The sequence below is a fragment of the Paraburkholderia sp. SIMBA_027 genome, assembly GCF_046535315.1.
Taxonomy (GTDB): Bacteria; Pseudomonadota; Gammaproteobacteria; order Burkholderiales; family Burkholderiaceae; genus Paraburkholderia; species Paraburkholderia tropica.
The window spans coordinates 106,880-130,254 of the sequence record NZ_JAWRWY010000010.1 but is presented as its reverse complement, the minus strand read 5'-3'; the positions used below and the strand labels follow the sequence as shown (position 1 = coordinate 130,254).

The following is a 23,375-nucleotide window of genomic DNA, read 5'->3' as shown; positions in this document are numbered from 1 at the left end:
AAGCACCTCATCGACCTTGCGCCGTTTGCAGCGTTTGCGGGTCGTCTGACGCTTGCGCCGTCTCCGTCCCTGCCAGGCGCGACGCGTCCCAGCCGCCGCCCAGCGCTTCGATCAAACTGGCGCTCGCGATCAACCGGTTCGAACGCACCTGCAACGCGGTCTGCTCGTTGGACAGCGCCGTGGCCTGCGCGGTCACGACCGTCGTGTACGTCACGGTGCCCGCCTCGTATTCGTCGAGCGAGATCTGCACCGACTGGCGCGCGAGCTTCACGGCTTCGTCCTGCGCGACCGCCTGCTCGCCGAGCACACGCAGATTCGACAGTTCGTCCTCGACGTCGTGGAACGCCGTGAGCACCGTCTGCCGATAGTTCGCGACGCTCTGGTCGTACGACGCGCGCGCCGCGTCGACGGCCGCCGAGCGCGCGCCGCCGTCGATCAGCGTTTCGCTGCCGCTCGCCGCGATCGACCAGAGCGTGTTGGCCGCGCTCAGCAGCGGCAGCACGCCCGAATAGCCCGCCGCGCCCGAGAGCGAAATGGTCGGATAGTACGCGGCCACGGCCACGCCGATCAGCGCATTTTCCTGCGCCATCGTGCGCTCGGCCTCGGCGATATCGGGGCGGCGTTCGAGCAGTTCGGACGGCACCACGAGCGGCACGTCCGGCACCTCGCTCGCGAGTTCGGCGGGCGCGATCGTCAGCCCCGAAGGCGGACGGCCGATCAGCAGCGCGATGGCATGCTCGTACTGGTCGCGCAACGCTTCGGCGGCGATGGCCGACGCGCGCGCGGTCGCGAGCGTGGTCTGCGCCGTCACCACGTCCGAGCGCGCGGCCACGCCCGCTTCGTACTGATTGCGCGTGATATCGAGGCTGCGCTCATAGGCCTTCACGGTGTCGTTCAGCAAACGCGTGAGCGAGTCCTGATACCGCATCGAAAAGTAATCCGACACCAGCGATTCCTGCGCGGACAGCGTCAGATCCGCCAGTTCCGCCGCGCTCGCCTGCGCGCTCGCCTTGTCGCTTTCCACCTGGCGGCGCACCTTGCCCCACAGATCCAGATCCCACGACGCGCTGGCTTCCAGCGAGCCCGTCGTCGCCGTCGTGTTGCTGCTGCGCGAACGCGTGACGCCCGGCGCGAGCGCGACGGTCGGCGCAAGATTCGCGCGCGCCTCGCGCACGACCGCGAGTGCCTGGCGATACGCGGCCTCGTAGGCCTTCAGGTTCTGGTTGCTGATCGCCACTTGCGGCACGAGCGAGTCGAGCACGGGATCGTGATAGACGCTCCACCAGTCGCCGCGCGCGGCGGCGTCGGCGGGCGTCGCGCTCTTCCAGCCCTTAGGCGCTTCCTTGAACGCGACGGGCGTGACGACGTCGGGACGTCGATAGTCGGGGCCGACCGTGCAGCCTTGCAGCGCGAGCAGCGCCGCGCCGACGGCGAGGGTCGTGCAGAGAGAATTGCGGATACGGAAAGGTGCGAGCTTCATGCGGATGTGTCCGTCATCGCGCCACCGGACGAACCGGGACGCACGCGCCGCCAGAGGGCGCGCGCGCGATGGCGCAGGCGATCGAGATAGAGGTAGACGACGGGCGTCGTGTAGAGCGTCAGCAACTGGCTGACGATGAGCCCGCCGATGATGGCGATGCCGAGCGGTCGGCGCAGTTCCGCGCCCATGCCCTGATCGAGCACGAGCGGCACCGCGCCGAACAGCGCCGCGCAGGTCGTCATCATGATCGGGCGAAAGCGCATCACGCAGGCGGCGCGAATGGCGTCGGCGGGCGCGAGGTTCTGCGTGCGCTGCGCGTCGAGCGCGAAATCGACCATCATGATGGCGTTCTTCTTGACGATGCCGATCAGCAGAAACACGCCGATCAGCGCGATCACCGAGAACTCCGTGTTGGTCGCGAGCAGCGCGAGCACGGCGCCCACGCCCGCCGAGGGCAGCGTCGACAGAATCGTGAGCGGATGCACATAGCTCTCGTAGAGCATGCCGAGCACCGCATACACGGCCAGCAGCGCCGCGCCGATCAGCAAGGGCATGGCCGAGGCCGCCGCGAGCGCGCTGCCCGCCGTGCCCGCGAACGCGCCGTGCACGGTGTTCGGCATGTTCAGATCCTTGACGGCCTGATCGACGGCGGCGGTCGCGTCGGCGAGTTGATGACCGGGCGCGAGGTTGAACGAGATCGTCACGGCCACGGCCTGGCCCTGGTGATTCACCGAGACCGGCGTGTGCGCCTGCACAAGCTTCGAGAACGCGGAAAGCGGCACCATCGTGCTGCTCGACGTGCTCACGGCCGCGCCCGTCGAAACGCTGCCGCCGCTGCTGGTCGCGATCGAATTGGTCGAGGCGTTGGTGGCCGAACTGCTTGAAGTCGTGCTCGATGACGACGACGAAGCGCTCGTCACCGTGCCGGAAACCGCGTTCGTCGTCGACGTGCCGCTTGCCGCCGCGCCCGAGGTGCTCACATAGATATCGTTCAGCGACGACGGGTCCTGCAACCACTTCGGCGCGATCTCCATCACCACGTGATACTGGTTCTGCGCCTTGTAGATGGTCGACACCTCGCGCTCGCCGAACGCGTCGTACAGCGTCGCGTCGACCGTGTCCGGCGTGAGACCGAAGCGCATCGCCGTCGCGCGATCGACCACGACCTTCGCGGAAAGACCGCCGTTCTGCTGATCGGAGCTGACGTCGGCGAGCGCGGGAACATGCTTGAGCGCCTCGGTCAGACGCGTGGCCCATTGCTGGACTTGCGCGGTGTCGTCGCCTTGCAGCGTGTACTGGAACTGCGCGAAGCTCTGCCGTCCGCCCACCATCAGATCCTGGCGCGGGAACATCATCAGTTGCGCGCCGGGAATCGACGCGAGCTTGCTGCGCAGCCGCGCCATCACCGTGAACGCCGACACCTTGCGCTCGTCGAGCGGCTTGAGCGTGATGCTCGTAAAGGCCTGATTGGTGCCGTGACCGCCCGTAAATCCCACCACGGTCTGCACCGCCGGATCAGCCTTGACGATCGCGAGCGCCTGCTTGACCTTCACGCTCATCGCCTGAAACGAAATGCTCTGGTCGGCCATCATGCCGCCGCCCATCATGCCGCTGTCCTGCTGCGGAAACAGGCTTTTCGGCACCACGGCGTAGAGCACGACGTTCAGCGCAATCGTGGCGATCAAGGTGCAGAGCACCAGCAGCGGATGACGCAGCGCCGCGCCGAGCGTGCGCTCATAAACGCGTTCCGCCGCGTCGAAGCTGCGGCCCAGCGCGTCGCTCACGCGTGCAAAGAAACGCGTGAAACGATTGTCGCGCCGCGGCTGCGCCGCTTCGTCCTCGGCGCTGCGCAACAGCAGCGCACACAGCGTGGGCGTGGTCGTGAGCGCGAGGATCATCGACACCGCAATCGCGATCGACAGCACGATCGCGAACTCGCGGAAAAGCCGCCCGACGAGTCCGCCCATCAACAGGATCGGCAGGAACACGGCGATCAGCGACATGCTCATCGAGATCACCGTGAAGCTCACTTCCTTCGCGCCCGCGAAGGCGGCTTCGAGACGCGACGCGCCGCGTTCGCGATGGCGCGCGATATTTTCCAGCACCACGATGGCATCGTCGACGACGAAACCGGTCGCGATGGTCAGCGCCATCAGCGAAAGATTGTCGAGGCTGTAGCCGAACAGTTTCATCGCGCCGAACGTGCCGAGGATCGACACCGGCACGGTCACGGCGGGAATCAGCGTCGCACGCACGTTGCGCAGGAACGCGAGCACCACGAGCACGACCAGCACCACGGCGATCACGAGCGTGCGTTCGGTATGCGAGAGCGACGCGCGTATCGTGCTGCTGCGGTCGTCGGAAACCGTGACTTCGGTGCCCGGCGGCAGCGCGGCCTGCAATTGCGGCAACACGGCTTTCACGCGGTCGACCACGTCGACGATATTGCCGCCCGGCTGCTTGAAGATCCACAGCATCACGGCGGGCTTGCCGTTCACATAACCGGCGTTGCGCAGGCTCTCGACCGAGTCGTTCACCTCGGCCACGTCGCGCAGGAACACGGGCCGGCTATTGCGCCACGCGACCACCAGATTGCGGTATTCGTCGGCGCGTTCGGCCTGGTCGTTGGCGTAGAGCTGCCAGCGCAGCGCGCCGTCGCTGACCATGCCCTTCGCGCTGTCCGCGTTCGCGGCGGAAAGCGCGGCGCGCACGTCTTCGAGGCCGATGCCGTATTTGAACAGCGCGCCCGCGTTCAGCTCGACGCGCACGGCCGGCAGCGAACTGCCGTTCAGGTCGACGTTGCCGATGCCGTCGATCTGCATGAGCCGCTGTTGCAGCACGGTCGCGGCGCTGTCGTAGAGCTGGCCCGGCGTGAGCGTCTTCGAGGTGAGCGAGACGATCAGGATCGGCGCGTCGGCGGGATTGAACTTGCGATAGGTGGGATTCGACTTGAGCGCGCTCGGCAGATCGGCGCGCGCGGCGTTGATCGCCGCCTGCACGTCGCGCGCCGCGCCGTTGATATCGCGGTCCAGACCGAATTGCAGGATCACGTCGGTCGAGCCGACGCTGCTCTGCGAGGTCATTTCGGTGACGTCGGCGATCTGACCGAGGTGGCGTTCGAGCGGCGCGGCCACGGTGGCCGCCATCGTCTCGGGACTCGCACCCGACATCTGCGCCTGCACGCGGATGGTCGGAAAGTCCACGGCGGGCAGCGGCGCGACGGGCAGACGGCCGAACGCCAGCGCGCCCGCCGCGGCAATCGCGATCGTCACCAGAATGGTCGCGACCGGCCGCCGGATAAACACGGCGCTCAGATTCATGACGCGCCTCGCTGTGCGCCGTTGAGCGTCCAGCCGCGCGCGCGCAGCCACGCCGCCATGCGCTCCATCGCGAGATACACGGCCGGCGTCGTGAACAGCGTGAGCGCCTGGCTGAACACCAGGCCGCCGATCATCGCGATGCCGAGCGGATGGCGCAATTCGGAACCGCTGCCGGTGCCGAGCGCGAGCGGCACGGCGGCGATCAGCGCGGCCATCGTCGTCATGAGAATCGGGCGCAGACGCAGCAGACACGCGCGATGAATCGCCTCGCGCGGCGTGAGGCCTTCGTCGCGTTCGGCCACGAGTGCGAAGTCGATCATCATGATCGCGTTCTTCTTGACGATGCCGATCAGCAGCACGATGCCGATCACGCCGATGATGTCGAGATCCGCACCCGTGAGCGCCATCGCCAGCAGCGCGCCGACGCCCGCCGAAGGCAGCGTCGAGAGAATCGTGAGCGGATGCACGAAGCTCTCGTAGAGCACGCCGAGCACCACGTACATCACCAGCACCGCCGCGAGCACGAGATACAGCTCGCTCGACAGCGACGACTGGAACGCATCCGTCGCGCCCTGGAAACGCGTTTCGAAACTGTCCGGCATCGCGAGCGACGCTTCCGCGCGCTTGACGGCCTTGACCGCCGCGCCGAGCGACGCGCCCTTCGCGAGATTGAACGAAATGGTCGTGGCCGGGAACTGGCCGAGGTGCGAAATTTGGATCGGTTTTTTGCTCGTGACGATGCGCGCGACGGCCGAGAGCGGCACCTGACCATCGGTCGCCGTGGACGACGGCAGATAGACCGAATCGAACGCATTGAGGCCGCGCGCGAGCTTCGGATCGATCTCCATGATCACGCGCTTCTGGTCCGATTGCGTGAAGATCGTGCTGACGATGCGCTGGCCGAAGTTGTCGTAGAGCGCGTTGTCGATGGTCGCGAGCGTGATGCCGAAGCGCGCCGCGGTCGCGCGATCGACCTGCACCGTGGCGGCGAGACCCGCGTCCTGCAAATCGCTCGTCACGTCGGCGAGTTCGGGCTGCTTGCGCAGTTCGGCCACCAGCTTCGGCGTCCACACGCTCAATTGGTCCATCGACGGGTTGTCGAGCATGAACTGATACTGCGTCGCGCTCACCTGCGTATCCACGCTCAGATCCTGCACGGGCTGCATATGCAGCGCGATGCCCGTCACGTCGGCGGTTTCGTTCTGCAGGCGGCGGATGATCTCGCTCGCCGAGGCGCTGCGTTCGTCCTTCGGCTTCAGGTTGATCTGCATGCGGCCCATGTTGAGCGTCATGTTGCTGCCGTCCACGCCCACCGACGACGACAGGCTCACCACGTCCGGATCTTTCAGCACGACGTCGGCGAGCTGCGTTTGCAGCGCGCTCATGCGCTCGAACGAGATCGATTGCGAGGCTTCGGTGATGCCCTGGATCACGCCCGTATCCTGCGTCGGGAAGAAGCCCTTCGGGATCAGCACGTACAGCGCGGCCGTGAGCGCGAAGGTGCCCACCGCGACCGCGAGCGTGGCCTTTTCGTGATCGAGCGCGAACGTCAGCGCGCGGTCGTAGCGCGTCATGATCGGACCGAACCAGTCGCGGCCTTTGCGTGCTTTCGACGCTGCATGCGTGCCGTGCGTGCCATGAGGCGCGGCGCGCAACAGCCGCGCGCACAGCATCGGCACCAGCGTGAGCGAGACGAGCGCCGAGATCACGATGGCCACCGCGAGCGTCACCGCGAACTCGTAGAACAGACGCCCGATCACGTCGCCCATGAACAGCAGCGGAATCAGCACCGCGAGCAGCGAGACCGTGAGCGAGATGATCGTGAAGCCGATTTCGCGCGAGCCCTTCAGCGCGGCATCGAGCGGCTCCATGCCCGCTTCCACGTGGCGGCTGATGTTCTCGATCACGACGATCGCGTCGTCGACCACGAAGCCGGTGGCGATCGTCAGCGCCATCAGCGAGAGGTTGTCGAGGCTGAAGCCCCACAGATACATCGCCGCGAAGGTGCCGACCAGCGAGAGCGGCACCGACAGGCTCGGAATCAGCGTCGCGGGCACGTTGCGCAGGAACACGAAGATCACCATCACGACCAGCGCGACGGCGAGCGCGAGTTCGAACTGCACGTCCTTCACCGAGGCGCGAATCGTGGTCGTGCGGTCCGTGAGCAGCGCCACATGCACCGACGACGGCAGATCGCGCGTGAGCGCAGGCAGCATCGCCTTGATCGAATCGGCGACCTTGATCACGTTCGCGCCGGGCTGGCGCTGCACGTTCAGCAAGATCGCGGGCGTGTCGTTGCTCCACGCGGCGAGCTGCGTGTTTTCCGCGCCCGCCACCACGTCGGCGACATCGCGCAGACGCACGGGACGACCGCTGCGATACGCAATCACGGTATCCAGATACTGCTCGGGATCTTCGATCTGGTCGTTCGAGTCGATCGTCCACGCGCGATGCGGGCCGTCGAGCGAGCCCTTCGGCGCATTCGTGTTGACGTTCGTGAGCGTGGTGCGCAAGTCGTCGACGTTCAGGCCGTAAGCGGCCAGCGCGCGAATGTTCGGGCGCACGCGCACGGCGGGCTTGTGGCCGCCCGAGAGCGTGACGAGGCCCACGCCCGCCATCTGCGAAATCTTCTGCGCGATGCGCGTGTTCGTGAGCGCCTGCACCTCGGTGAGCGGCATCGTCGGCGAGGTGATCGCGAGCGTGAGGATCGGCGCGTCGGCGGGATTGACCTTCGCGTAGACGGGCGGCGCGGGCAGATCGCTCGGCAGCAGGCTGTCGGCCGCGTTGATGGCGGCCTGCACTTCCTGCTCGGCGACGTCCATCGACACCGCGAGATCGAATTGCAGCGTGATGACCGAGGCGCCCGCCGACGAATGCGAGGCCATCTGCTTAAGGCCCGCCATTTCGCCGAGTTGATCTTCGAGCGGCGCGGTGACGGCGGACGTCATCACGTCCGGGCTCGCGCCCGGATAGAAGGTCTGCACCTGGATCGTCGTGTATTCGACCGAGGGCAGTGCGGAGAGCGGCAGAAAGCGCCAGGCGACGAGGCCGACGACGAGCAGCGCCGCCATCAGCAAGGTCGTCGCGACCGGCCGCAGAATGAAGAGGCGCGACGGATTCATGACTGCGGGCGGGCCTTTGCGCCGGCGCTGTCGTTGCCTGCGTTATTGCCCGCGTCGTTGCCCGCGCTTTTACCTGCGTCGTTGCCCGCGTCCTTCGTGACGTTTCTGGCGCCCTGCTTCGGCTCGCGGATCTTCGCGCCGTCGCTCAGATGATCGGCGCCGTCGACGACAAGGCGATCGCCCGCCGCCAGCCCCGCGAGCACGGCGGTGCGGCCGTTGGCCGATGCGCCCACGCGCACCTTGCGCAGCGACACGGTCTGATTGTCGTTGACGCGATAGACGAAGGTGCCCGGCGTGCCGGTCTGCACGGCCTCGGACGGAATCGTCACCGCGCCGTGCAGCGTGTCGAGCAGCAGCGAGATATTGACGAACTGGTTCGGGAACAGCGCGCCGTCGGCGTTCTTGAACAGCGCGCGCAGCTTCACGGTGCCGGTCGTGGTGTCGATCTGGTTGTCGACGGTGTCGAGCACGCCGTCCGCGAGCTTCTCCTCGCCTGAGCGGTCGTAGGCCGTCACCTGCAGACGCGCGCCGCTCGCGAGGCGCTTGTTGAGGCGGCCCAGATCGTCCTCGGGCAGCGTGAACACGACCGAAATCGGATCGGTCTCGGTCACGACGACCACGCCGTCCGTGTCCGACGCCGTCACGTAGTTGCCGACGTCGACCTGACGCAGCCCCACGCGTCCGTCGACCGGCGACACGATGCGGCAATAGGTGAGATTGAGCTTTTCGGCGTCGACCTGCGCCTGATCGGTCAGCACCGTGCCTTCGTACTCGCGCACGGTGGCCTCGGCGGTGTCGAGCGTCTGCTGCGAAACCGAGTCGGTTTTCGCGAGGCGCTGGTAGCGCGCGAGATCGAGGCGCGCGTTGTCGAGCAGCGCCTTGTCCTTCACGACCTGCCCCTGATATTGCTTGAGCAGCACTTCGTACTGGCGCGGATCGACCTGCGCGAGCACGTCGCCCTTCTTCACGTGCTGGCCTTCGCGGAAATCAATCGACTGGAGATAGCCGCTGATCTGCGATTTGACGGTGACGGTCGCGAGCGACGTCACGGTGCCGAGCGAGCTCAGGCGCACGGGCACGTCGCCCGTCGCGGCGGTGGCGACGCCGACCGACTGCGCCATGCCACTCATCGGACCACCGGGGCCACCCGGGCCGCCGGGTCCGCCCGGCAAGCCCGGCGGGCCGCCCGCGCCAGGCGCGTGGGGACGCAGCGCGAACAGCGCGCCCGCGGCGACGCCGAGCAGCAGCAGCGCCCACGGCCAGACGCGGCGACGCCGCTGCGAGCGTGTTTCGTGCGGCTCGCGCACGGGGGTTTCATCGGGTGCTCGGGGGGGCTCTACGCGCTTGTCCATGCCGTTCGCAATACGTGAATGAAGCCGCGAACGATACGGCATGACGCTCATATCTTGTTGATTTTTAATGGAATCAACACAATGTAGCCAGATTGACACACGATATGCAGCCCGATCGTCAGCGAATTATCGGACAATGAAAGCGAACTCCACACGCCTCTCCGCTGCCGCCCTCCCTTGAACAACGTTCCCATTCTCATCGTCGAAGACGACCCCGACATCAGTGCGCCGCTGGCTCAATTCCTGAGCGGCAAAGGCTATCGCACGCGGGTGGCCGGGAGCGCCGAACAGGGTCTCGCGATGCTCGCGCAGGAGAGCGTCGAGCTGGTGTTGCTCGACGTGATGTTGCCGGGCATGGACGGGCTGGAGCTGTGCCGCCGTCTGCGCGCCTCAGGCGGTCCGCGCATCATCATGCTGACCGCGCTCGTCGAGACCACCGACAAGGTGATCGGCCTCGAACTCGGCGCCGACGACTACGTCTCCAAGCCCTTCGATCTGCGCGAACTGCTCGCGCGCATCCGTTCCGCCTTGCGGCGTCCGCCGAGCGGCGCGGAGCCCGCCCAGACCAGCCAGAGCGCCGCGCCCGGCGACGCCGCGCGCGACCCCGGCGCCGAGCTCGTGGCTGCGTTCGCGGGACACACGTTCTATCCGTACCGGCGTTTCGTGCGCTCGCCCACGGGCCTGCGCATTCCGCTCACGGGCGCGGAAACCGATCTGCTGCTCGTGTTCTGCCGCCACGCGCGCCAGGTGCTCTCGCGCGAACAACTGATCGCCCTCACGCGCGGCAAGGATTTCCCGATCGCCGCGCGCTCGATCGATCTGCTCGTCAGCCGCCTGCGCCGCAAGCTCAGCGGCGACGATCCGCTCGACGAAACCATACGCACCGTGCGCGCGGACGGCTATGCCTTCCAGCGCGACGTCGTTTTCGAGTGATGCACGCGTGATGCGCCGCTTCTTTTCCACCACGCTCGGCCAGATTCTCGCGATCATCGTGTGCTCGTCGAGCGTCACGTTCGCGCTCTTCACGCTGCTGCTGCTCAACCCGAGCGGCCCGCCCAAACCGCCGTGGCCGTGGCAGCCGACCTTCCGCATCGCGAACTTCGCGCGCGTGCTCGCGCGCTTGCCCGTCGAGGCGCGCGCACACACGGCGGCCGTCATGCAGACGCCCGACTACGTGCTCGGCATGACGACCACGCCCGCGCGCTGCACCGTCAACACGCTCGACAACGGCGAGCTGTATCACACGCTGCGCGACGAACTGCGCGACATCGGCGCGACGGTCAGCGTGCATTCCTGCGACAAGACCGATCCCGGCGGCACGATCCAGGTGCTCGTCAAACTGCCCGGCGACGACGCGCAACTCGAAGTCCGCACGCAGCACATCGGCCCCGAGCCGCCGCGCCTTCGCTTCCCGTTCTATGGCGCGATTCTGTTCATGTGCGTCGGCGTGCTCGGCATGTCGGTGTGGGCCGTGTCGCTGGTGGTGCGTCCGCTGCGCCGTCTCGCCGACAAGGCCGACGCGTTCGGCCGCGACATCGCGCTCGCGCCGATCGAGGAAGAAGGTCCGCTCGAAATCCGCCGCGCCGCGCATGCGTTCAACCTGATGCAGGAGCGCATCACGCAGTCGCTGCACAACCGCACGCGCATGCTCGCGGCCGTGAGCCACGATCTGCGTACGCCGCTCACGCGCATGCGTCTACAGATCGACACCAACGAAAGCCCGTCCATGCGCGACAAAGTGCGCAAGGACATCGACCTGATGCAGACGATGGTGTCCTCGGCGCTGTCGTATCTGAATACGGGCAACGACAACGAAAACAAGGAATGGCTCGATCTGAGCGCGTTGATTGCGACCGTGTGCGACGAGTACGAGGAAGCCGGCGCGGCGATCCGCTATGACGGCCCGCGCCAGATCCGCTACTTCTGCCGCCCCGACGGCATGCAGCGCGTGATGGCGAATCTGATCGACAACGCCTTGCGATTCGGCGAGACCGTGGTGGTCGTGGCCTCGGTGCGCGACGACACGATTCTCATCGACGTCAGCGACGACGGTCCGGGCATTCCCGAAACGCGGCTGCGCGACGTGCTCGAACCGTTCGTGCGTCTCGATCCGTCGCGCGGCAGCCAGCCGGGCAGCGTCGGGCTCGGACTCGCGATCGTGCGCGACATCGTGCGCGCGCATGACGGCCATCTCACGCTCTTCAACCGCCGCCCTTCCGGCCTGACCGCGCGCGTCCAGCTCAGGCATGCCGTGGAGTTTTGAGGGTCGCGTGCGTCGATGCTCGCGCGTCGGCGCGACGACCGCTGTCGATCCCCTGTTCTCAACCCTGCGTCGACGAGCCAGCGAAGTGGATACGAAACTCGTTCATCTGGTGTTGCATCCCGCCAGCCATGAAGCGGCGCTCGCGTTTCTCTACGATGCGCGGCGCGCGGCGCGAACGATCCGGCTGGACGGCGGAACGGGATTGACGCCCGCGCCTCAAAGGCCGCCCCGTGACGGCGAAGCGCCGTCGACCGCGCTGCAATTCGCGCTGCCGGCGAGCCAGGCGGTATGGCCGGTGCTCGGCGCGGGGCTGTGCGGCTGGCTTCACGGACATGCGAGCCGCAAGGTCAGTCTGCGGGACGGCGAAGCCGAAGGTTTCGCTCATGCACCGAACGACGTCGAGGCATTGCTTAGGCATCTTGACGATCTGGGATCATTCGCCTTGCGTCACGAGTGATGGATCACGTTGCGGATTGAACACGCTCAGCCTGCTGCACCGATGCCGCGTCCGCGGCCGCGCGCAGCGCCAGCAAATAGCTCTGCGAGCCGAATCCGCCAATCTGGCCCGTCACGATTTCCGCGAACACGGATCGATGCCTGAACGCCTCGCGCGCGTGAATGTTCGACATGTGCAGTTCGACCACGGGACAGGTCAGGATCGCGAGCGCATCGCGAATGCCGTAGCTGTAATGCGCCCACGCTCCCGCATTGATCAGCACCGCATCGACACTGTCTTCGAAAGCGCGATGAATGCGCTCGCACATCGCGCCTTCGCTATTGGTCTGGAACGACTCCACGCGTACCTCCAGTTCGCGCGCGAGCGCCTGCAATTGCGCGTCGATCTGTTCGAGCGTGATGGTTCCGTATTGGCGCGGATCGCGCTTGCCGAACATGTTGTGATTAATGCCGTGCAACATCAGAATCGTCGTCACTTCGTCTCCTTGTTCGCGCTCAATCGAGCGGCACCGTCAGCCGGTCGATGACCGCCTGCGTCTCCGGGCGCACGCCGCGCCACCATGCAAATGCTTCGGCGGCCTGCTCCACCAGCATACCCACACCATCGGCCACACCCGCCACGCCCGCATTGCGCGCGAGCCGCAGAAACGGCGTCAGTCGCTTGCCATAAGCCAGCTCATAAGCCGTGCCACGCGGACTGAAAACGCCCGGCGGCACCGGCGGCAGATCGCCGGTCAGGCTCGCGGAAGTCGCGTTGATCACCAGATCGAAACGCCCCCTGCGTTCGAGTTCGCCGTAGGCGCAGGCGCTGATCCGGCCGTGTGCGGCCAGTTGCGCCGCCAACGCCCGCGCCTTCTCGACATGACGATTCGCGATCACCAGTTCAACGGGCCGCGCGCCCAGAAACGGCAGCAACGCACCGCGCGCCGCGCCGCCCGCGCCGAGCAGCAACACCCGCTTCCCGGCGAGCGGCGTGCGCAGATTCACCTCGATATCGCGCAGCAAACCGATCCCATCGAAGTTCTCCGCGATAATCCTGCCGTCTTCGAACTTGAATGCGTTCGCCGCGCCCGCGAGCGTCGCGCGTTCGCTGCGCGCGTCGGCCATTTCGAATGCGGCGAGCTTGAACGGCGCGGTGATATTCAACCCTTTGCCACCCGCCGCGATGAATTCGCGCACCGTCGCTGCAAACGCGCCTGCCGGTTCGCGCGGCGCTTCGATCGCGGTGTAGTGCATCGCCTGCTGCGTCGCTTCGGCAAACAGGCCGTGAATCAGCGGCGATTTCGTATGGCCGACCGGATGGCCAATGACTGCATATGCATCCTTCATTGCGGCCTCACTGTTCGAACAGCACGCCATCGGTTTGCATCGCATCGATCTCGGCGGGCGTGAAGCCGAGCGATTGCGCGATTTCCGCATTGTGCTGACCCAGATCGGGCGCGACTTCGCAGATCGTCGTATCGCACGCGGAAAAACGAAACGGCAGATTGGGCAGACGCAGCGTGCCGTAACGCGGATGCTCCTGTTCGACGATCATGCCGCGCGCCTGAATCTGCGGATCGGCGATCACTTCGTCGATGCGTTGCACCTTCGCGCAAGGCACATCGATGCCATCGAGCAGAGCGAGAATCTGCGCCACCGTGCGCGCCGCCACCCACGGTTCGACCACGGCGAGAATATCGAGCCGATGCGTGTTGCGCCCCACACTGTCGTGAAAGCGCGCGTCGGCGCCAAAGCCGCGCGGGCCGCCGCTCGCTTCGATCAGCGCGGCGAAACGCTTCCACGCGTCGTCCACCTGGGCCGCGATCACGAGATCGCCGTCGGTCGCGCGAAACACGCCGTAGAGCGTCGAGCCCGGCATATCGTGGCCGGTCTGTTCGGGCAGCACATCCGCGAGCGTATAGCACTGAACCGCGTACTCGTGCATCGACACCAGCGTGTCGTACAGCGCCATGTCGATATGCTGGCCGCGACCGCTCTTTACGCGGCCGAGCAGCGCCGCATTGATCGCCGCCACCGCATGAATGCCCGTGTACATGTCGCCGAGCGAGATGCGCAGCAAGGGCGGGCGCTCGCCCGGCGTGCCGACCATCTGCATGATGCCGCTCTTCGCTTCGGCGATCAGGCCGAAACCGGCGCGATGCGCGTCCGGTCCCGTGTGGCCGTAAGCCGAAATCGAGCAGTAAACAAGGCCTGGATTGCGTGCCGACAGCGCCTCATAGCCGAGCCCGAGCTTGTCGAGCGCGCCGGGACGATAGTTCTCCACGAACACGTCCGCCGAATCGCAGAGACGCTCCATGAAGGCCTTGCCGCGCGGGTCTTTCATATTGACGCTGACGCCGCGCTTGCCCATGTTGAGCTGCAGAAAATAGCCGCTGCTGCGCGCGTCGAGCACGGTCGCATGCTGACGTCCGGCGTCGCCGCCGCCGGGGCGCTCGACCTTGATCACTTCCGCGCCGAGCGCCGCGAGGCAGCGCCCCACATACGGACCCGCGAGAAAGTGGCTGTAATCGACAACGCGAATTCCTTCGAGTGGACGCGCCTGTTTCATCGCGCACCTCGGGGACGGCGTGGCACCATCAGGCGATGCTCGCCGCGCTGCACGACGTCGCCGTGCTGGTTGACGAGTTCCGAAGGCAGCACGACGATGCCCCAATCGGGACGGCTTCGGCTAGGCCGCATCGAGCCGACGCGAAACTTCACGTGCAGCACGTCGTTCACCTTGATCGGCAAAACGAAGTCCCAGCTCCACCCCAGCGACATGCCCGGCAGAAAACGATAATCGCTCTGCGTTTTCAGGCCGTCGGCGATCGACAGACCGAACAGCCCATGCGCGACGAGACAACCGAAATGGCTGGCGTTCGCGTAGTCTTCATCGACATGCACCGGCGTGTGATCGCCCGTGAGATCGGCGTAGGCGAGAATGCGCTCTTTTGTGACGACGTAAGTCGGGCTCACGCATTCGTCGCCTTCGCGCGCGTCGTCCCAGGTTTTTTCGATGATGCTCATGTCATGCCTCCGCGCGCGGATCGATGGCGAGCGCCTGCGCGACACAGCGCGCGGGCTTCGCCTGAATGAATTCGATGGCGAGACCATCGGGCAGACGCAGCCAGTTCGCGCCTTGCGGCATCGGCTGCACGTCGTAACGGCGCGCCGCCGCGAGCGCCGCGTCGACGTCCTCGCACATGATGCCGAGATGACCGAGCCGCCCTTCCGGGCCCGCGAAATCCGCCATCTGGATGAACTGCATGCCGCCGAGCGTCCAGAACTGGCGCGGCGCGTCGAGCGTGCCGTCGACCTCGCGCATCGTCATGCCGAACACGTCCTCGAAGAAGCGGATATGCCAGTGGATGTCGCGCACGAAAAGGGCGACGTGCTCCAGATAGGCTTTCGGCGCGCTCATGCCCGCGCCTGCGCTTGCCGCCGGTCGGCCATCGCGCGCTCCACGCCCTTGATGCAGGCGACGAGCGTCGCGTTGACGGGCGTCGGCACGCCATGACGCGCGCCCCAGCGCACGACCGAGCCGTTGATGAAGTCGATCTCGGTCACCGAGCCTTTTTCGAGGCTCTGCAGCATCGAGGTCTTGAACGCGGCGGGCAGACCGTCGGCCGCCAGCGTCCACGCCTGTTCCGGTTCGGTCATCGAGAGCGTGACGCCCGCGGCCTGCGCCGCCGCGATCGCTTCGGCCACCGCCGCCAGCGACGCGGCCTTGAGCAGCGGCTCGTCGTAAAGCTGGCCGTAGGTGAGCGACGTGAGGCCCGTGAGCGCGCCCGTGGCCACGTTCACGAGCAGCTTGTCCCACATGGCGCCGACGATGTTGTCACTGACCTGCGTGGCGAGACCCGCCTGATCGAACGCTGCGGCGATGCGTTGCACGCGCGCTGTCACGCGTCCATCCAGTTCGCCGATCACCGTGTGCTTGCCCACGACGCCCGACTCGATATGGCCCGCGCCGCGCAGCACGCCGCCCACATAGGTCTTGCCCGCGAGCACGCGTTCGCGGCCCACGGCATCGGCCAGAATGTCTTCGTGACCGAGGCCGTTCTGCAGCGACAGCACGACGCTTTCCGGCCCGACGAGCGTCAGCGCGCCGCGAATCGCCGCGTCGGTATGAAACGATTTGACGAGCACGATGACGACTTCGGCCACGCCCACCTCCGCGGCCTGCGTGGTCGCGCGCACGGCGACCTGGCGCGAGCCGCGCGCGTCGTCGACGCGCAATCCGTGCGTGCGCATCGCCTCGACATGCGCGGGCGAACGGTCGATCAACCAGGTCTCGTGGCCGCCTTCGGTCAGCGTGGCGCCGATCGCGCAGCCCAGCGCGCCGGCTCCCAGAATGGCAATTTTCAAGAGCGTCTCCTTAACGTGTGACGCCACGATAAGAGCCGCCGGTCAATGTCGCAATGCAATGGCTACAATGTCGTCATTGCCTCACGCAATAATGGTGCATCGTGACGACCCCGACCGAACTCCCCGACCTCAAGCTGCTGCAACTGTTCGACCTGCTCTACGACACGCGCAGCGTCACGCGCGTGGCCGAGCAACTCGGTCAGAGCCAGCCCACCGTCAGCATCTGGCTCGCGCGGTTGCGCGAGCATCTGCACGATCCGCTCTTTATCCGCACGCCGGCCGGCATGGCGCCCACGCCACAGGCGGACGCGCTGATCGGTCCGTGCCGCGAAATCCTCGAATCGTTACGGCGCTTTTCGGCTTGGGAAATCGCCTTCGATCCGGCCACGGCGCAGCGGCGCTTTCGCATCTGCATGACCGATGCGAGCCACGTCACGCTGCTGCCGCGTCTGCTCGCGCATGTGCGCGCGCAGGCGCCGGGCGTGCGGCTGGAAGCCGCCCGCATCGACGGCAATACGGAGCGCGCGCTGGAATCGGGCGAAGCCGATCTCGCGATTGGTTACGTGCCGTGGCTGAGCGGCGGCATTTATCAGCAGCAGCTTTACGAGCAGGATTGGGTCTGCCTCGCGAATCGCCATCATCCGCGCATTCGCAAGCGGCTCAGCGTGAAGGCGTATCGCAGCGAAGGACACGTGGCGATCACCGCGGGAACGGGCACGGCGCTGCTCGAACAGGCGCTCGTGCGCGAGCGCATCGAACGGCAGATTGCGCTCGAATTGCCGGGGTTTCTAGGGCTGGGCGCAATCGTGCAAACCACGGATCTGATCACAACGCTGCCGCGTCATATCGGCGAGACGCTGGCGCAGGCGAGCGATCTCGCGGTGCATGCGTGTCCGATTCCCGTCGACGGATTCGCCGTGCGGCAGCATTGGCACGCGCGCTACCATCACGAGGCGGGCAACCGCTGGCTGCGTTCGGTCGTCGCCCGGCTGTTTGGCGCGGCGGGAAGTCAACTCGAAGGCTGAAGTTCGCGCGTTCGTCCTGCCGGTTCAGCCCGCGCGCGCTTGCACCTGACTCGCCCGCGCAAATTCCACGAAGCGCTCGGCCGCCGGATTGTGCATCGTCGCCGGATGTGCGAGATGCAGCGGCGCGCTGAGTCCATGCGCGCGGCTCAGCGGGCAAAACACCACATTACCGTGGTCGTAGTGGCGCATCGACGCCGGCACCAGCGTCACGCCCAGCCCCGCCGCGACCATGTGGATGCCCGTGAGCATGCGCGGCACTTCGCGCGCGACGTGCGGGAGAAAACCCGCGCGCTTGCAGGCGGCGAGAAAATCCGCGTACATGCCCGGCGCGCCGGGCCGCCGCACGAGGATGAAATCTTCGCCCGCGAGCGCTTCGAGCGGCAGCGCGGGCGGTTCGCCATCACCGCCACCATCACCGTCGCCGTCCCGGTCGCGCCCGAGCAGCGCATGCCCGAGCGGCAAGACCACCACCATCGGTTCGTCGAGCAGTTGCACGAACGACAGATCGGCGGGCGTTTCCACGGGCTTGCGCAAAAAGGCCACGTCGACTTGCCGCGCGAGCAGACGCTCGATCAGCTCGGCGGCGTTGAGTTCGGCGAGTTCGATTTCGATGCCGGGCTGCGCGGCCCCGAACGCGCGAATGATCTGCGTCGTGAGCGGATGAAAACCCGCCGAACTCGTCAAGCCGATCGAGATCGTCCCCAGCTCGCCGCGCGCGATACGACGCGCGTGCGAGACGCCCTGCTGCAAGCGCTCCAGCACGAGCGTGGCGGTCTGCGCGAACGCCTCGCCGGCGGGCGTGAGTTCGACGCCGCGCGGCATCCGCACGAACAGCTCGCATCCCACTTCTTCCTCCAGCAGCCGGATTTGCTGCGAAAGCGGCGGCTGCTGCATCGCCAGCCGCTCGGCGGCGCGCGTGAACTGCCGCTCTTCGGCGACGGCGAGGAAATACCGCAAATGGCGTAGCTCCATCGTTTCCGGGTTCCTGGATCGGTTGCGCGGCTCCCATATTTTCAACGTATGGGAGGGTCATCGAATCGATATTTTACATCTATCGCGTGCAACCCTACGATGCGTGGACTTCGCCCGACCGCCGTTGCGGCGCGGCGAAGCGCAGCACAAAACGACGCAAAAACGACAATCGGAGACCACCATGAAAAAGCACACCGCCGCGGCAGCCATTCTTATTTCGAGCTGGAGCGCGGCCCACGCGCAAGGCGAAATCGACGAGGCGCTGCAACTGGCGACCGGCGGCGCGGGCGCGAGCACGGGCTCGGTCACGCTGTACGGCGTGATCGACGCGAACGTCGAGTTCCTCTCGCATGCGAGCGCCACGGGCGGCTCGCTGGTGCGCGAAAACTCGGGCGGCATTCACAACTCGCGCTTCGGCGTGCGCGGCAGCGAACCGCTCGGCGGCGGCAACAGCGCATGGTTCGTGCTGGAGTCGGGCTTCAACAGCAACGACGGCACCCAGGCAACGGCGGGCACGCTGTTCAACCGCACGGCCGCCGTCGGTCTGTCGAACGAGCGCTTCGGCTCGCTGTCGTTCGGCCTGCAATACACGGCGATGTACGACATTCTGTTGCGCTACGATCCGATGTCGTTCGCGCAGCAGTACACGTGGTTCCCGACGACCGGCTCGTCCGACGACTTCGCCTTCCGCGCGCGCAACAGCAATTCGGTCAAGTACGTGGGACGCCTCGCCGGTTTGACGGCGATCGCCGACTACAGCTTCGGCGGCGACGCCGACTCGTTCCAGAGCAGCGCGGCGTACGGCGGCGGGCTCGATTACGATGGCGGCAGCTTCGGCGTCGCCATCGCCTACGACTACCGCAACGGGGCGATCAATTCGAGCGGCAAGTGGACGAAATCGCGCAACTACAGCGTATCGGCGCGCCAGAGCCTCGGCGCGCTCGAACTGCTCGGCGGCTACGAACACTATCTGTACAACCCGACGAAGAGCGCATCGGAATCGCAGGCGCTGCTGTTCGCGGGGGCGCGTTATCCGGTGATGCGTCATCTGAAGTTGACGGCCGCGTACTACTACGACCTCAACAAGACGCCCGGCGCATCGAATACGTGGATGGGCGTGCTGAGCACGCAATACGATCTGTCGAAGCGCACGTCGCTTTACGCGACCGTGGCCTACGCCCAGGCGACGCGTTACGCGAACGGCACGAGCAGCACATACACGCCCGTCGGCACGACCGACAGCACGGCCTACGGGCCGAACCAGACCGGCGTGACGCTCGGCATGTTTCATCGCTTTTGAGCGCCGACGTCGATACACCGATACACCGATACACCGACGCCTCGCACGCATCCGTTTGATGGAGTGGTACGCATGACACGCAATCCCGAAGGGCCGCCGTCGCGCGCGGCGAACGCACAATCGCCGGTCAGGCGCACGGCGTTCGCGCGCAGGGCATCGCTGACTGCATCGGCCATCGCCATGACGCTCGCGTGCATCGGCGCGCCCGCGCACGCCGCGCCCGGCGATGCCGCGCACGTCTACTCGCCGCATCTGCGTCCGGTCTCGCACATTTCGGATACGCGCATGCGCATCGACACGCCTGGCGGTCCCGCCGAATTCGCGCTCTACGTCTCGCGCGACTGGGACCGCCCGCAGCCCGCCGTGACGCGCGCGATCATCGTGATTCACGGCAAGCTGCGCAACGCCGATACCTATTTCCACAGCGCCGAAACCGCGCGCGACGCCGCCGCTGCCGAGGGTGCGAACACGGACGCGGACACGGGTGTGGACTCGGGTGTGGACACATCGGGCACGCTCCTGATCGCGCCGCAATTCCTCGCGACGCTCGACTTCGCGGGCCGCGACGAACCCGCCGATCTGCTGCGCTGGGACGCCAACGGCTGGATGGCCGGCGACGCCGCCGTCGCGCCGCAAGCCGTGAGTTCGTACGCGGTGCTCGACGCGATCGTCGCACGGCTCGCCGACCGCACGCGCTTTCCCAATCTGCGCCATGTGATCTTCGCGGGCCACTCGGGCGGCGGCCAGGTCGTGCAGCGCTACGCCGTCGCGGCGCGCGATCTCGGCGCACTCGCGCAGGCCGGCATCGACGTGCGCTATGTGGTGTCGAGCCCGTCGTCGTATGCGTATTTCGACGCCGAACGCCCCGTGCCCGTCGACGCCCAGGCGTGCCCCGACTTCGACACCTGGAAATACGGCATGCAGCAACGCCCCGCCTATCTCGCCGACCGCACGCCCGCGCAACTCGAAGCCGCCTACGCGCGGCGTCGCGTGACCTATCTGGTCGGCGGCAACGACGACGATCCGCAACAGAAGGCGCTCGACCGCAGTTGTCCCGCGGAGGCGCAAGGCCCGCAGCGCGTCGCGCGCGCGCAGGCGTACTTCCGTTATCTGCAGGCGCGCCATCCGCAAGGCCTCGATCAGACGCTGCACGTGGTGCCGGGCGTCGGTCACAACGGCGCGCGCATGCTGACATCCGCGTGCGCGCTCGCCGCGATGTTCGACACGGCGGGGTGCGCGCCATGACCATGAGCCCGAACCCGTCGTCGCTCTCTCCCGCGATGGTCCGTCGCGCGATCTTCTCCTCGGTGCTCGGCAACGGGCTCGAATGGTTCGACTTTCTGATCTACGCGTACTTTTCGAAGATCATCGCGCAGGTCTTTTTCCCGGCGGGCAGCGGCTTTCTTTCGCTGATGCTCACGCTCGCCACCTTCGCGATCGGCTTCGTGGTGCGGCCGTTCGGCGGCATTCTGCTCGGGCTCTACGCGGACCGCATGGGCCGCAGCCGCGCGCTCTCGCTCATCATCATGTCGATGGCGGCCAGCACGCTGTTGATGGGCCTCACGCCCGGCTACGCGCACATCGGCCTCGCCGCGCCCGCGCTGATCGTGTTCGCGCGGCTGCTGCAAGGGCTGTCGGTGGGCGGCCAGTTCGCGACCGCTTCGGCGATGCTCGTCGAGTACGCGCCGCCAGGCCGCAAGATGTTCTACGGCAGCTTCAACATGACGGCGCAGTCGTTCGCGCTGCTGCTCTCGTCGGGCACCGGCTATCTGCTGACGACGCAGCTCACGCACGCGCAACTCGTCGCGTGGGGCTGGCGCGTGCCGTTTCTCTGCGGCGCGCTCGCGGGCCCGATCGGCTTCTATATCCGCCATCGCGTGGCCGAATCGCCGGAATTCGTCGAACTGCGCGCGCACGAAGGCAAGCCGCCGCGCGTTTCGCTGCGCCAGTTCTTCCGCGACAACGGCCGCGCCGCGCTCTGCGCGATGGGCGTGATCGCCGTGGGCGCCGCGACCAACTACGTGTGGCACTCGTACATGGCGGTCTACGTCGAGCGCCAGTTGCACCTGCCGCTCGCGGTCGCGCTGCGCGGCGCGTTCTTCTGCGGCGTGCTGAACCTGTTCCTGTTTCCGCTCGCGGGCCGCCTGATGGACCGCTACGGCGCGTACCGGCTGTTCTATCCGGTGACGATCGCGTGGATGGCCTGCGCGTATCCGCTGTTCGTCTACGTGGTCGCCGCGCCTTCGGCCGAACGGCTGTTCGTCGCGCAGGTGATCGCCACGGTCTTTCTCGCGGCGATGTCGGCGGGCCATCCCGGCATGCTCGCGACGCTCTTTCCGGTGCGCAGCCGCTCGTCGGGCGTCGCGCTCTCGTACAACGTCGCGGTGACGCTGTTCGGCGGACTCGCGCCGTTCACGATCACCGGATTCACGCGCCTCACGGGTTCGAGCCTCACGCCCGCGTTCTATCTGATTTTCGCGGGGCTGTTCTCGCTCGTGCTGGTGGCCGCGACGCGACGCGGCCACCGCGACGCCGACGACCGCCGCCTCGCCTCGCCACGGAGCCCCGCAGCATGACCTCGTCGACCACGCCTCATCGTCACGCCGACGACCGCGCCCAAAACAGCGCCCAGGACAGCGTCCACGACAGCGCCCAGGACAGCGTCCACGACGAACGCGCGCCCAACGAACGGCCCGTCGCCGCAGTCGCGCCGCAGCGATTCGCCATCGATACCGCGCGCGGACGCGGCACGGTTCCGCTCTACACGTCGAGCGGCTGGAACGCGCCGCGCAACGACGCCACGCGCGCCGTGATCCTGCTGCACGGCCGCCTGCGCAACGCCGACGCCTACTTTGCGCTCGCGCAACGCGCGCGCGACGGCGCCCACGCCGCGGGCAATCGCGCCGCGCAGGACACGCTGCTGCTCGTCCCGCAGTTTCTCGCCGACGCCGACATCGACGCGCATCGCCTGCCGCCCTCCACGCTGCGCTGGGACTGGACCAACTGGATGGGCGGCGACGACGCGCACGGTCCCGCGCCGCTCAGTTCCTTCGATGTCGTCGATGCGCTGCTGGCCGCGCTCGCCGACACGGTGCGCTTTCCGGTGCTGCGCGAAGTCGTGATCGCCGGGCATTCGGGCGGCGCGCAGGTCGTGCAGCGTTACGCGGTGCTCGCGGCCGGCGAAGCGGCGCTCGCCGCGCGCGGCGTGGCGCTGCGTTATGTGATCGCGAATCCGTCGTCGTATGTGTATTTCGATGCGCAGCGCCCCGATGGCGCGGGCGGATTCGCGCCGTTCGACGCGGCGCGCTGTCCTGGTTTCAATCGCTGGAAATACGGGCTCGACGCGTTGCCGCCGTACGCGCGCGCGATGCAGACAAACAACACGGCGACGCTCGATCCGCGCGCGCTCGAAGCGCAGTACGCGCGCCGTCATGTGATCTTGCTGCTCGGCGAACGCGATTGCGATCCCGCGCATCCGGCGCTCGACCGCTCGTGCGAAGCGATGACGCAAGGCGCACATCGTCTCGCGCGCGGCCGCGCCTGGGCGCAGTACATGCGCGCGCGGCATCCGCACGCGAGTACGCATACCACGCACGAAATCGCGGGAGCGGGTCACGACGCCGACGCGATTTTCGGTTCGCCCGCGGGACGCGAGGCGCTGTTCGGGTGAGTGTGTGTTCGGGTGGTGCGAGGTTTATCGCGGGTTATCGAAGCTTGTCGCCGCTCATCGCGGAC

Annotated in this window: 19 protein-coding genes; 8 read left to right on the top strand and 11 right to left on the bottom strand. The window is 67.0% G+C overall.

Going from position 1 to position 23,375, the window contains the following annotated elements:
- Positions 1-7 precede the first annotated feature (7 nt).
- From SB764_RS19900 to SB764_RS19885, 4 genes are read right to left on the bottom strand one after another with little or no spacing between them, the layout of a single operon-like run.
- Complete coding sequence (locus SB764_RS19900) at positions 8-1,480, bottom strand: efflux transporter outer membrane subunit (protein ID WP_410864497.1); 1,473 nt, start codon at positions 1,478-1,480, stop codon at positions 8-10.
- Entirely contained in the window at positions 1,477-4,800 is a 3,324-nt protein-coding gene (locus SB764_RS19895) for an efflux RND transporter permease subunit (RefSeq protein ID WP_410864495.1), read from the bottom strand. The genes SB764_RS19900 and SB764_RS19895 overlap by 4 nt, the downstream gene beginning before the upstream one ends.
- Positions 4,797-7,922 carry a multidrug efflux RND transporter permease subunit gene (locus tag SB764_RS19890; protein WP_183715475.1) on the bottom strand — a complete coding sequence of 1,042 codons (3,126 nt, stop codon included), beginning with the start codon at positions 7,920-7,922 and terminating at the stop codon, positions 4,797-4,799. The genes SB764_RS19895 and SB764_RS19890 overlap by 4 nt, the downstream gene beginning before the upstream one ends.
- A complete protein-coding gene (locus SB764_RS19885) occupies positions 7,919-9,274 on the bottom strand; it encodes an MdtA/MuxA family multidrug efflux RND transporter periplasmic adaptor subunit (protein WP_183715477.1) in 1,356 nt (451 codons plus the stop codon). Before SB764_RS19885 ends, SB764_RS19890 begins: the two co-directional genes overlap by 4 nt.
- A gap of 177 nt (positions 9,275-9,451) precedes the next feature.
- Here SB764_RS19885 and SB764_RS19880 point away from each other — a divergent pair, with 177 nt between their 5' ends.
- From SB764_RS19880 to SB764_RS19870, 3 genes are read left to right on the top strand one after another with little or no spacing between them, the layout of a single operon-like run.
- Complete coding sequence (locus tag SB764_RS19880) at positions 9,452-10,207, top strand: response regulator transcription factor (protein ID WP_074985059.1); 756 nt, start codon at positions 9,452-9,454, stop codon at positions 10,205-10,207.
- A complete protein-coding gene (locus SB764_RS19875) occupies positions 10,176-11,537 on the top strand; it encodes an ATP-binding protein (RefSeq protein ID WP_322003886.1) in 1,362 nt (453 codons plus the stop codon). Before SB764_RS19880 ends, SB764_RS19875 begins: the two co-directional genes overlap by 32 nt.
- Positions 11,521-11,994 carry a hypothetical protein gene (locus tag SB764_RS19870; protein ID WP_410864492.1) on the top strand — a complete coding sequence of 158 codons (474 nt, stop codon included), beginning with the start codon at positions 11,521-11,523 and terminating at the stop codon, positions 11,992-11,994. Before SB764_RS19875 ends, SB764_RS19870 begins: the two co-directional genes overlap by 17 nt.
- A 4-nt stretch (positions 11,995-11,998) precedes the next feature.
- On the opposite strand, the gene aroQ is transcribed toward SB764_RS19870, so the two are convergent.
- The 6 genes from aroQ to SB764_RS19840 are packed head-to-tail and all read right to left on the bottom strand — an operon-like array spanning position 11,999 to position 16,343.
- Positions 11,999-12,469: a type II 3-dehydroquinate dehydratase gene (gene aroQ / locus SB764_RS19865; RefSeq protein WP_410864490.1), complete on the bottom strand. Its 471-nt coding sequence runs from the start codon at positions 12,467-12,469 to the stop codon at positions 11,999-12,001.
- A 19-nt stretch (positions 12,470-12,488) separates the two neighbouring features.
- The gene (gene aroE / locus SB764_RS19860) at positions 12,489-13,322 is read right to left on the bottom strand and encodes a shikimate dehydrogenase (protein ID WP_065059069.1); all 834 of its coding nucleotides are present in this window, start codon (positions 13,320-13,322) and stop codon (positions 12,489-12,491) included.
- Positions 13,323-13,329: 7 nt separating this feature from the next.
- A complete protein-coding gene (locus tag SB764_RS19855) occupies positions 13,330-14,544 on the bottom strand; it encodes a CaiB/BaiF CoA transferase family protein (protein WP_183715483.1) in 1,215 nt (404 codons plus the stop codon).
- Positions 14,541-15,002, bottom strand: coding sequence for a MaoC family dehydratase (locus SB764_RS19850; protein ID WP_183715485.1), 462 nt, complete (start codon positions 15,000-15,002; stop codon positions 14,541-14,543). Before SB764_RS19850 ends, SB764_RS19855 begins: the two co-directional genes overlap by 4 nt.
- A 1-nt stretch (position 15,003) precedes the next feature.
- Positions 15,004-15,396, bottom strand: coding sequence for a VOC family protein (locus SB764_RS19845; RefSeq protein ID WP_074985067.1), 393 nt, complete (start codon positions 15,394-15,396; stop codon positions 15,004-15,006).
- A complete protein-coding gene (locus SB764_RS19840) occupies positions 15,393-16,343 on the bottom strand; it encodes a ketopantoate reductase family protein (protein ID WP_321854760.1) in 951 nt (316 codons plus the stop codon). The genes SB764_RS19845 and SB764_RS19840 overlap by 4 nt, the downstream gene beginning before the upstream one ends.
- A 101-nt stretch (positions 16,344-16,444) precedes the next feature.
- Between SB764_RS19840 and SB764_RS19835 the strand changes: the two genes are divergently transcribed.
- Positions 16,445-17,368 carry a LysR family transcriptional regulator gene (locus SB764_RS19835; RefSeq protein ID WP_321866469.1) on the top strand — a complete coding sequence of 308 codons (924 nt, stop codon included), beginning with the start codon at positions 16,445-16,447 and terminating at the stop codon, positions 17,366-17,368.
- A gap of 24 nt (positions 17,369-17,392) precedes the next feature.
- Here the strand turns inward: SB764_RS19835 and SB764_RS19830 are convergent, their stop codons facing one another.
- A complete protein-coding gene (locus SB764_RS19830) occupies positions 17,393-18,340 on the bottom strand; it encodes a LysR family transcriptional regulator (protein ID WP_065059063.1) in 948 nt (315 codons plus the stop codon).
- A 181-nt stretch (positions 18,341-18,521) separates the two neighbouring features.
- Here SB764_RS19830 and SB764_RS19825 point away from each other — a divergent pair, with 181 nt between their 5' ends.
- From SB764_RS19825 to SB764_RS19810, 4 genes are all read left to right on the top strand, one after another.
- The gene (locus tag SB764_RS19825) at positions 18,522-19,640 is read left to right on the top strand and encodes a porin (RefSeq protein ID WP_065059156.1); all 1,119 of its coding nucleotides are present in this window, start codon (positions 18,522-18,524) and stop codon (positions 19,638-19,640) included.
- Positions 19,641-19,712: 72 nt separating this feature from the next.
- Positions 19,713-20,885, top strand: coding sequence for an alpha/beta hydrolase (locus SB764_RS19820; protein WP_234774846.1), 1,173 nt, complete (start codon positions 19,713-19,715; stop codon positions 20,883-20,885).
- Positions 20,882-22,216, top strand: a complete 1,335-nt coding sequence (locus tag SB764_RS19815; RefSeq protein ID WP_065059062.1) for an MFS transporter — start codon at positions 20,882-20,884, stop codon at positions 22,214-22,216. Before SB764_RS19820 ends, SB764_RS19815 begins: the two co-directional genes overlap by 4 nt.
- Positions 22,213-23,310 carry an alpha/beta hydrolase gene (locus SB764_RS19810; RefSeq protein WP_410864487.1) on the top strand — a complete coding sequence of 366 codons (1,098 nt, stop codon included), beginning with the start codon at positions 22,213-22,215 and terminating at the stop codon, positions 23,308-23,310. The genes SB764_RS19815 and SB764_RS19810 overlap by 4 nt, the downstream gene beginning before the upstream one ends.
- Positions 23,311-23,375 lie beyond the last annotated feature (65 nt).

Coding starts and splice junctions, on each gene's coding strand:
- SB764_RS19900 (WP_410864497.1), bottom strand. CDS start 1,480: ATGAAGCTCGCACCTTTCCGTATCCGCAATTCTCTCTGCACGACCCTC.
- SB764_RS19895 (WP_410864495.1), bottom strand. CDS start 4,800: ATGAATCTGAGCGCCGTGTTTATCCGGCGGCCGGTCGCGACCATTCTG.
- SB764_RS19890 (WP_183715475.1), bottom strand. CDS start 7,922: ATGAATCCGTCGCGCCTCTTCATTCTGCGGCCGGTCGCGACGACCTTG.
- SB764_RS19885 (WP_183715477.1), bottom strand. CDS start 9,274: ATGGACAAGCGCGTAGAGCCCCCCCGAGCACCCGATGAAACCCCCGTG.
- SB764_RS19875 (WP_322003886.1), top strand. CDS start 10,176: ATGCCTTCCAGCGCGACGTCGTTTTCGAGTGATGCACGCGTGATGCGC.
- SB764_RS19870 (WP_410864492.1), top strand. CDS start 11,521: ATGCCGTGGAGTTTTGAGGGTCGCGTGCGTCGATGCTCGCGCGTCGGC.
- aroE (WP_065059069.1), bottom strand. CDS start 13,322: ATGAAGGATGCATATGCAGTCATTGGCCATCCGGTCGGCCATACGAAA.
- SB764_RS19855 (WP_183715483.1), bottom strand. CDS start 14,544: ATGAAACAGGCGCGTCCACTCGAAGGAATTCGCGTTGTCGATTACAGC.
- SB764_RS19850 (WP_183715485.1), bottom strand. CDS start 15,002: ATGAGCATCATCGAAAAAACCTGGGACGACGCGCGCGAAGGCGACGAA.
- SB764_RS19845 (WP_074985067.1), bottom strand. CDS start 15,396: ATGAGCGCGCCGAAAGCCTATCTGGAGCACGTCGCCCTTTTCGTGCGC.
- SB764_RS19830 (WP_065059063.1), bottom strand. CDS start 18,340: ATGGAGCTACGCCATTTGCGGTATTTCCTCGCCGTCGCCGAAGAGCGG.
- SB764_RS19825 (WP_065059156.1), top strand. CDS start 18,522: ATGAAAAAGCACACCGCCGCGGCAGCCATTCTTATTTCGAGCTGGAGC.
- SB764_RS19820 (WP_234774846.1), top strand. CDS start 19,713: ATGACACGCAATCCCGAAGGGCCGCCGTCGCGCGCGGCGAACGCACAA.
- SB764_RS19815 (WP_065059062.1), top strand. CDS start 20,882: ATGACCATGAGCCCGAACCCGTCGTCGCTCTCTCCCGCGATGGTCCGT.
- SB764_RS19810 (WP_410864487.1), top strand. CDS start 22,213: ATGACCTCGTCGACCACGCCTCATCGTCACGCCGACGACCGCGCCCAA.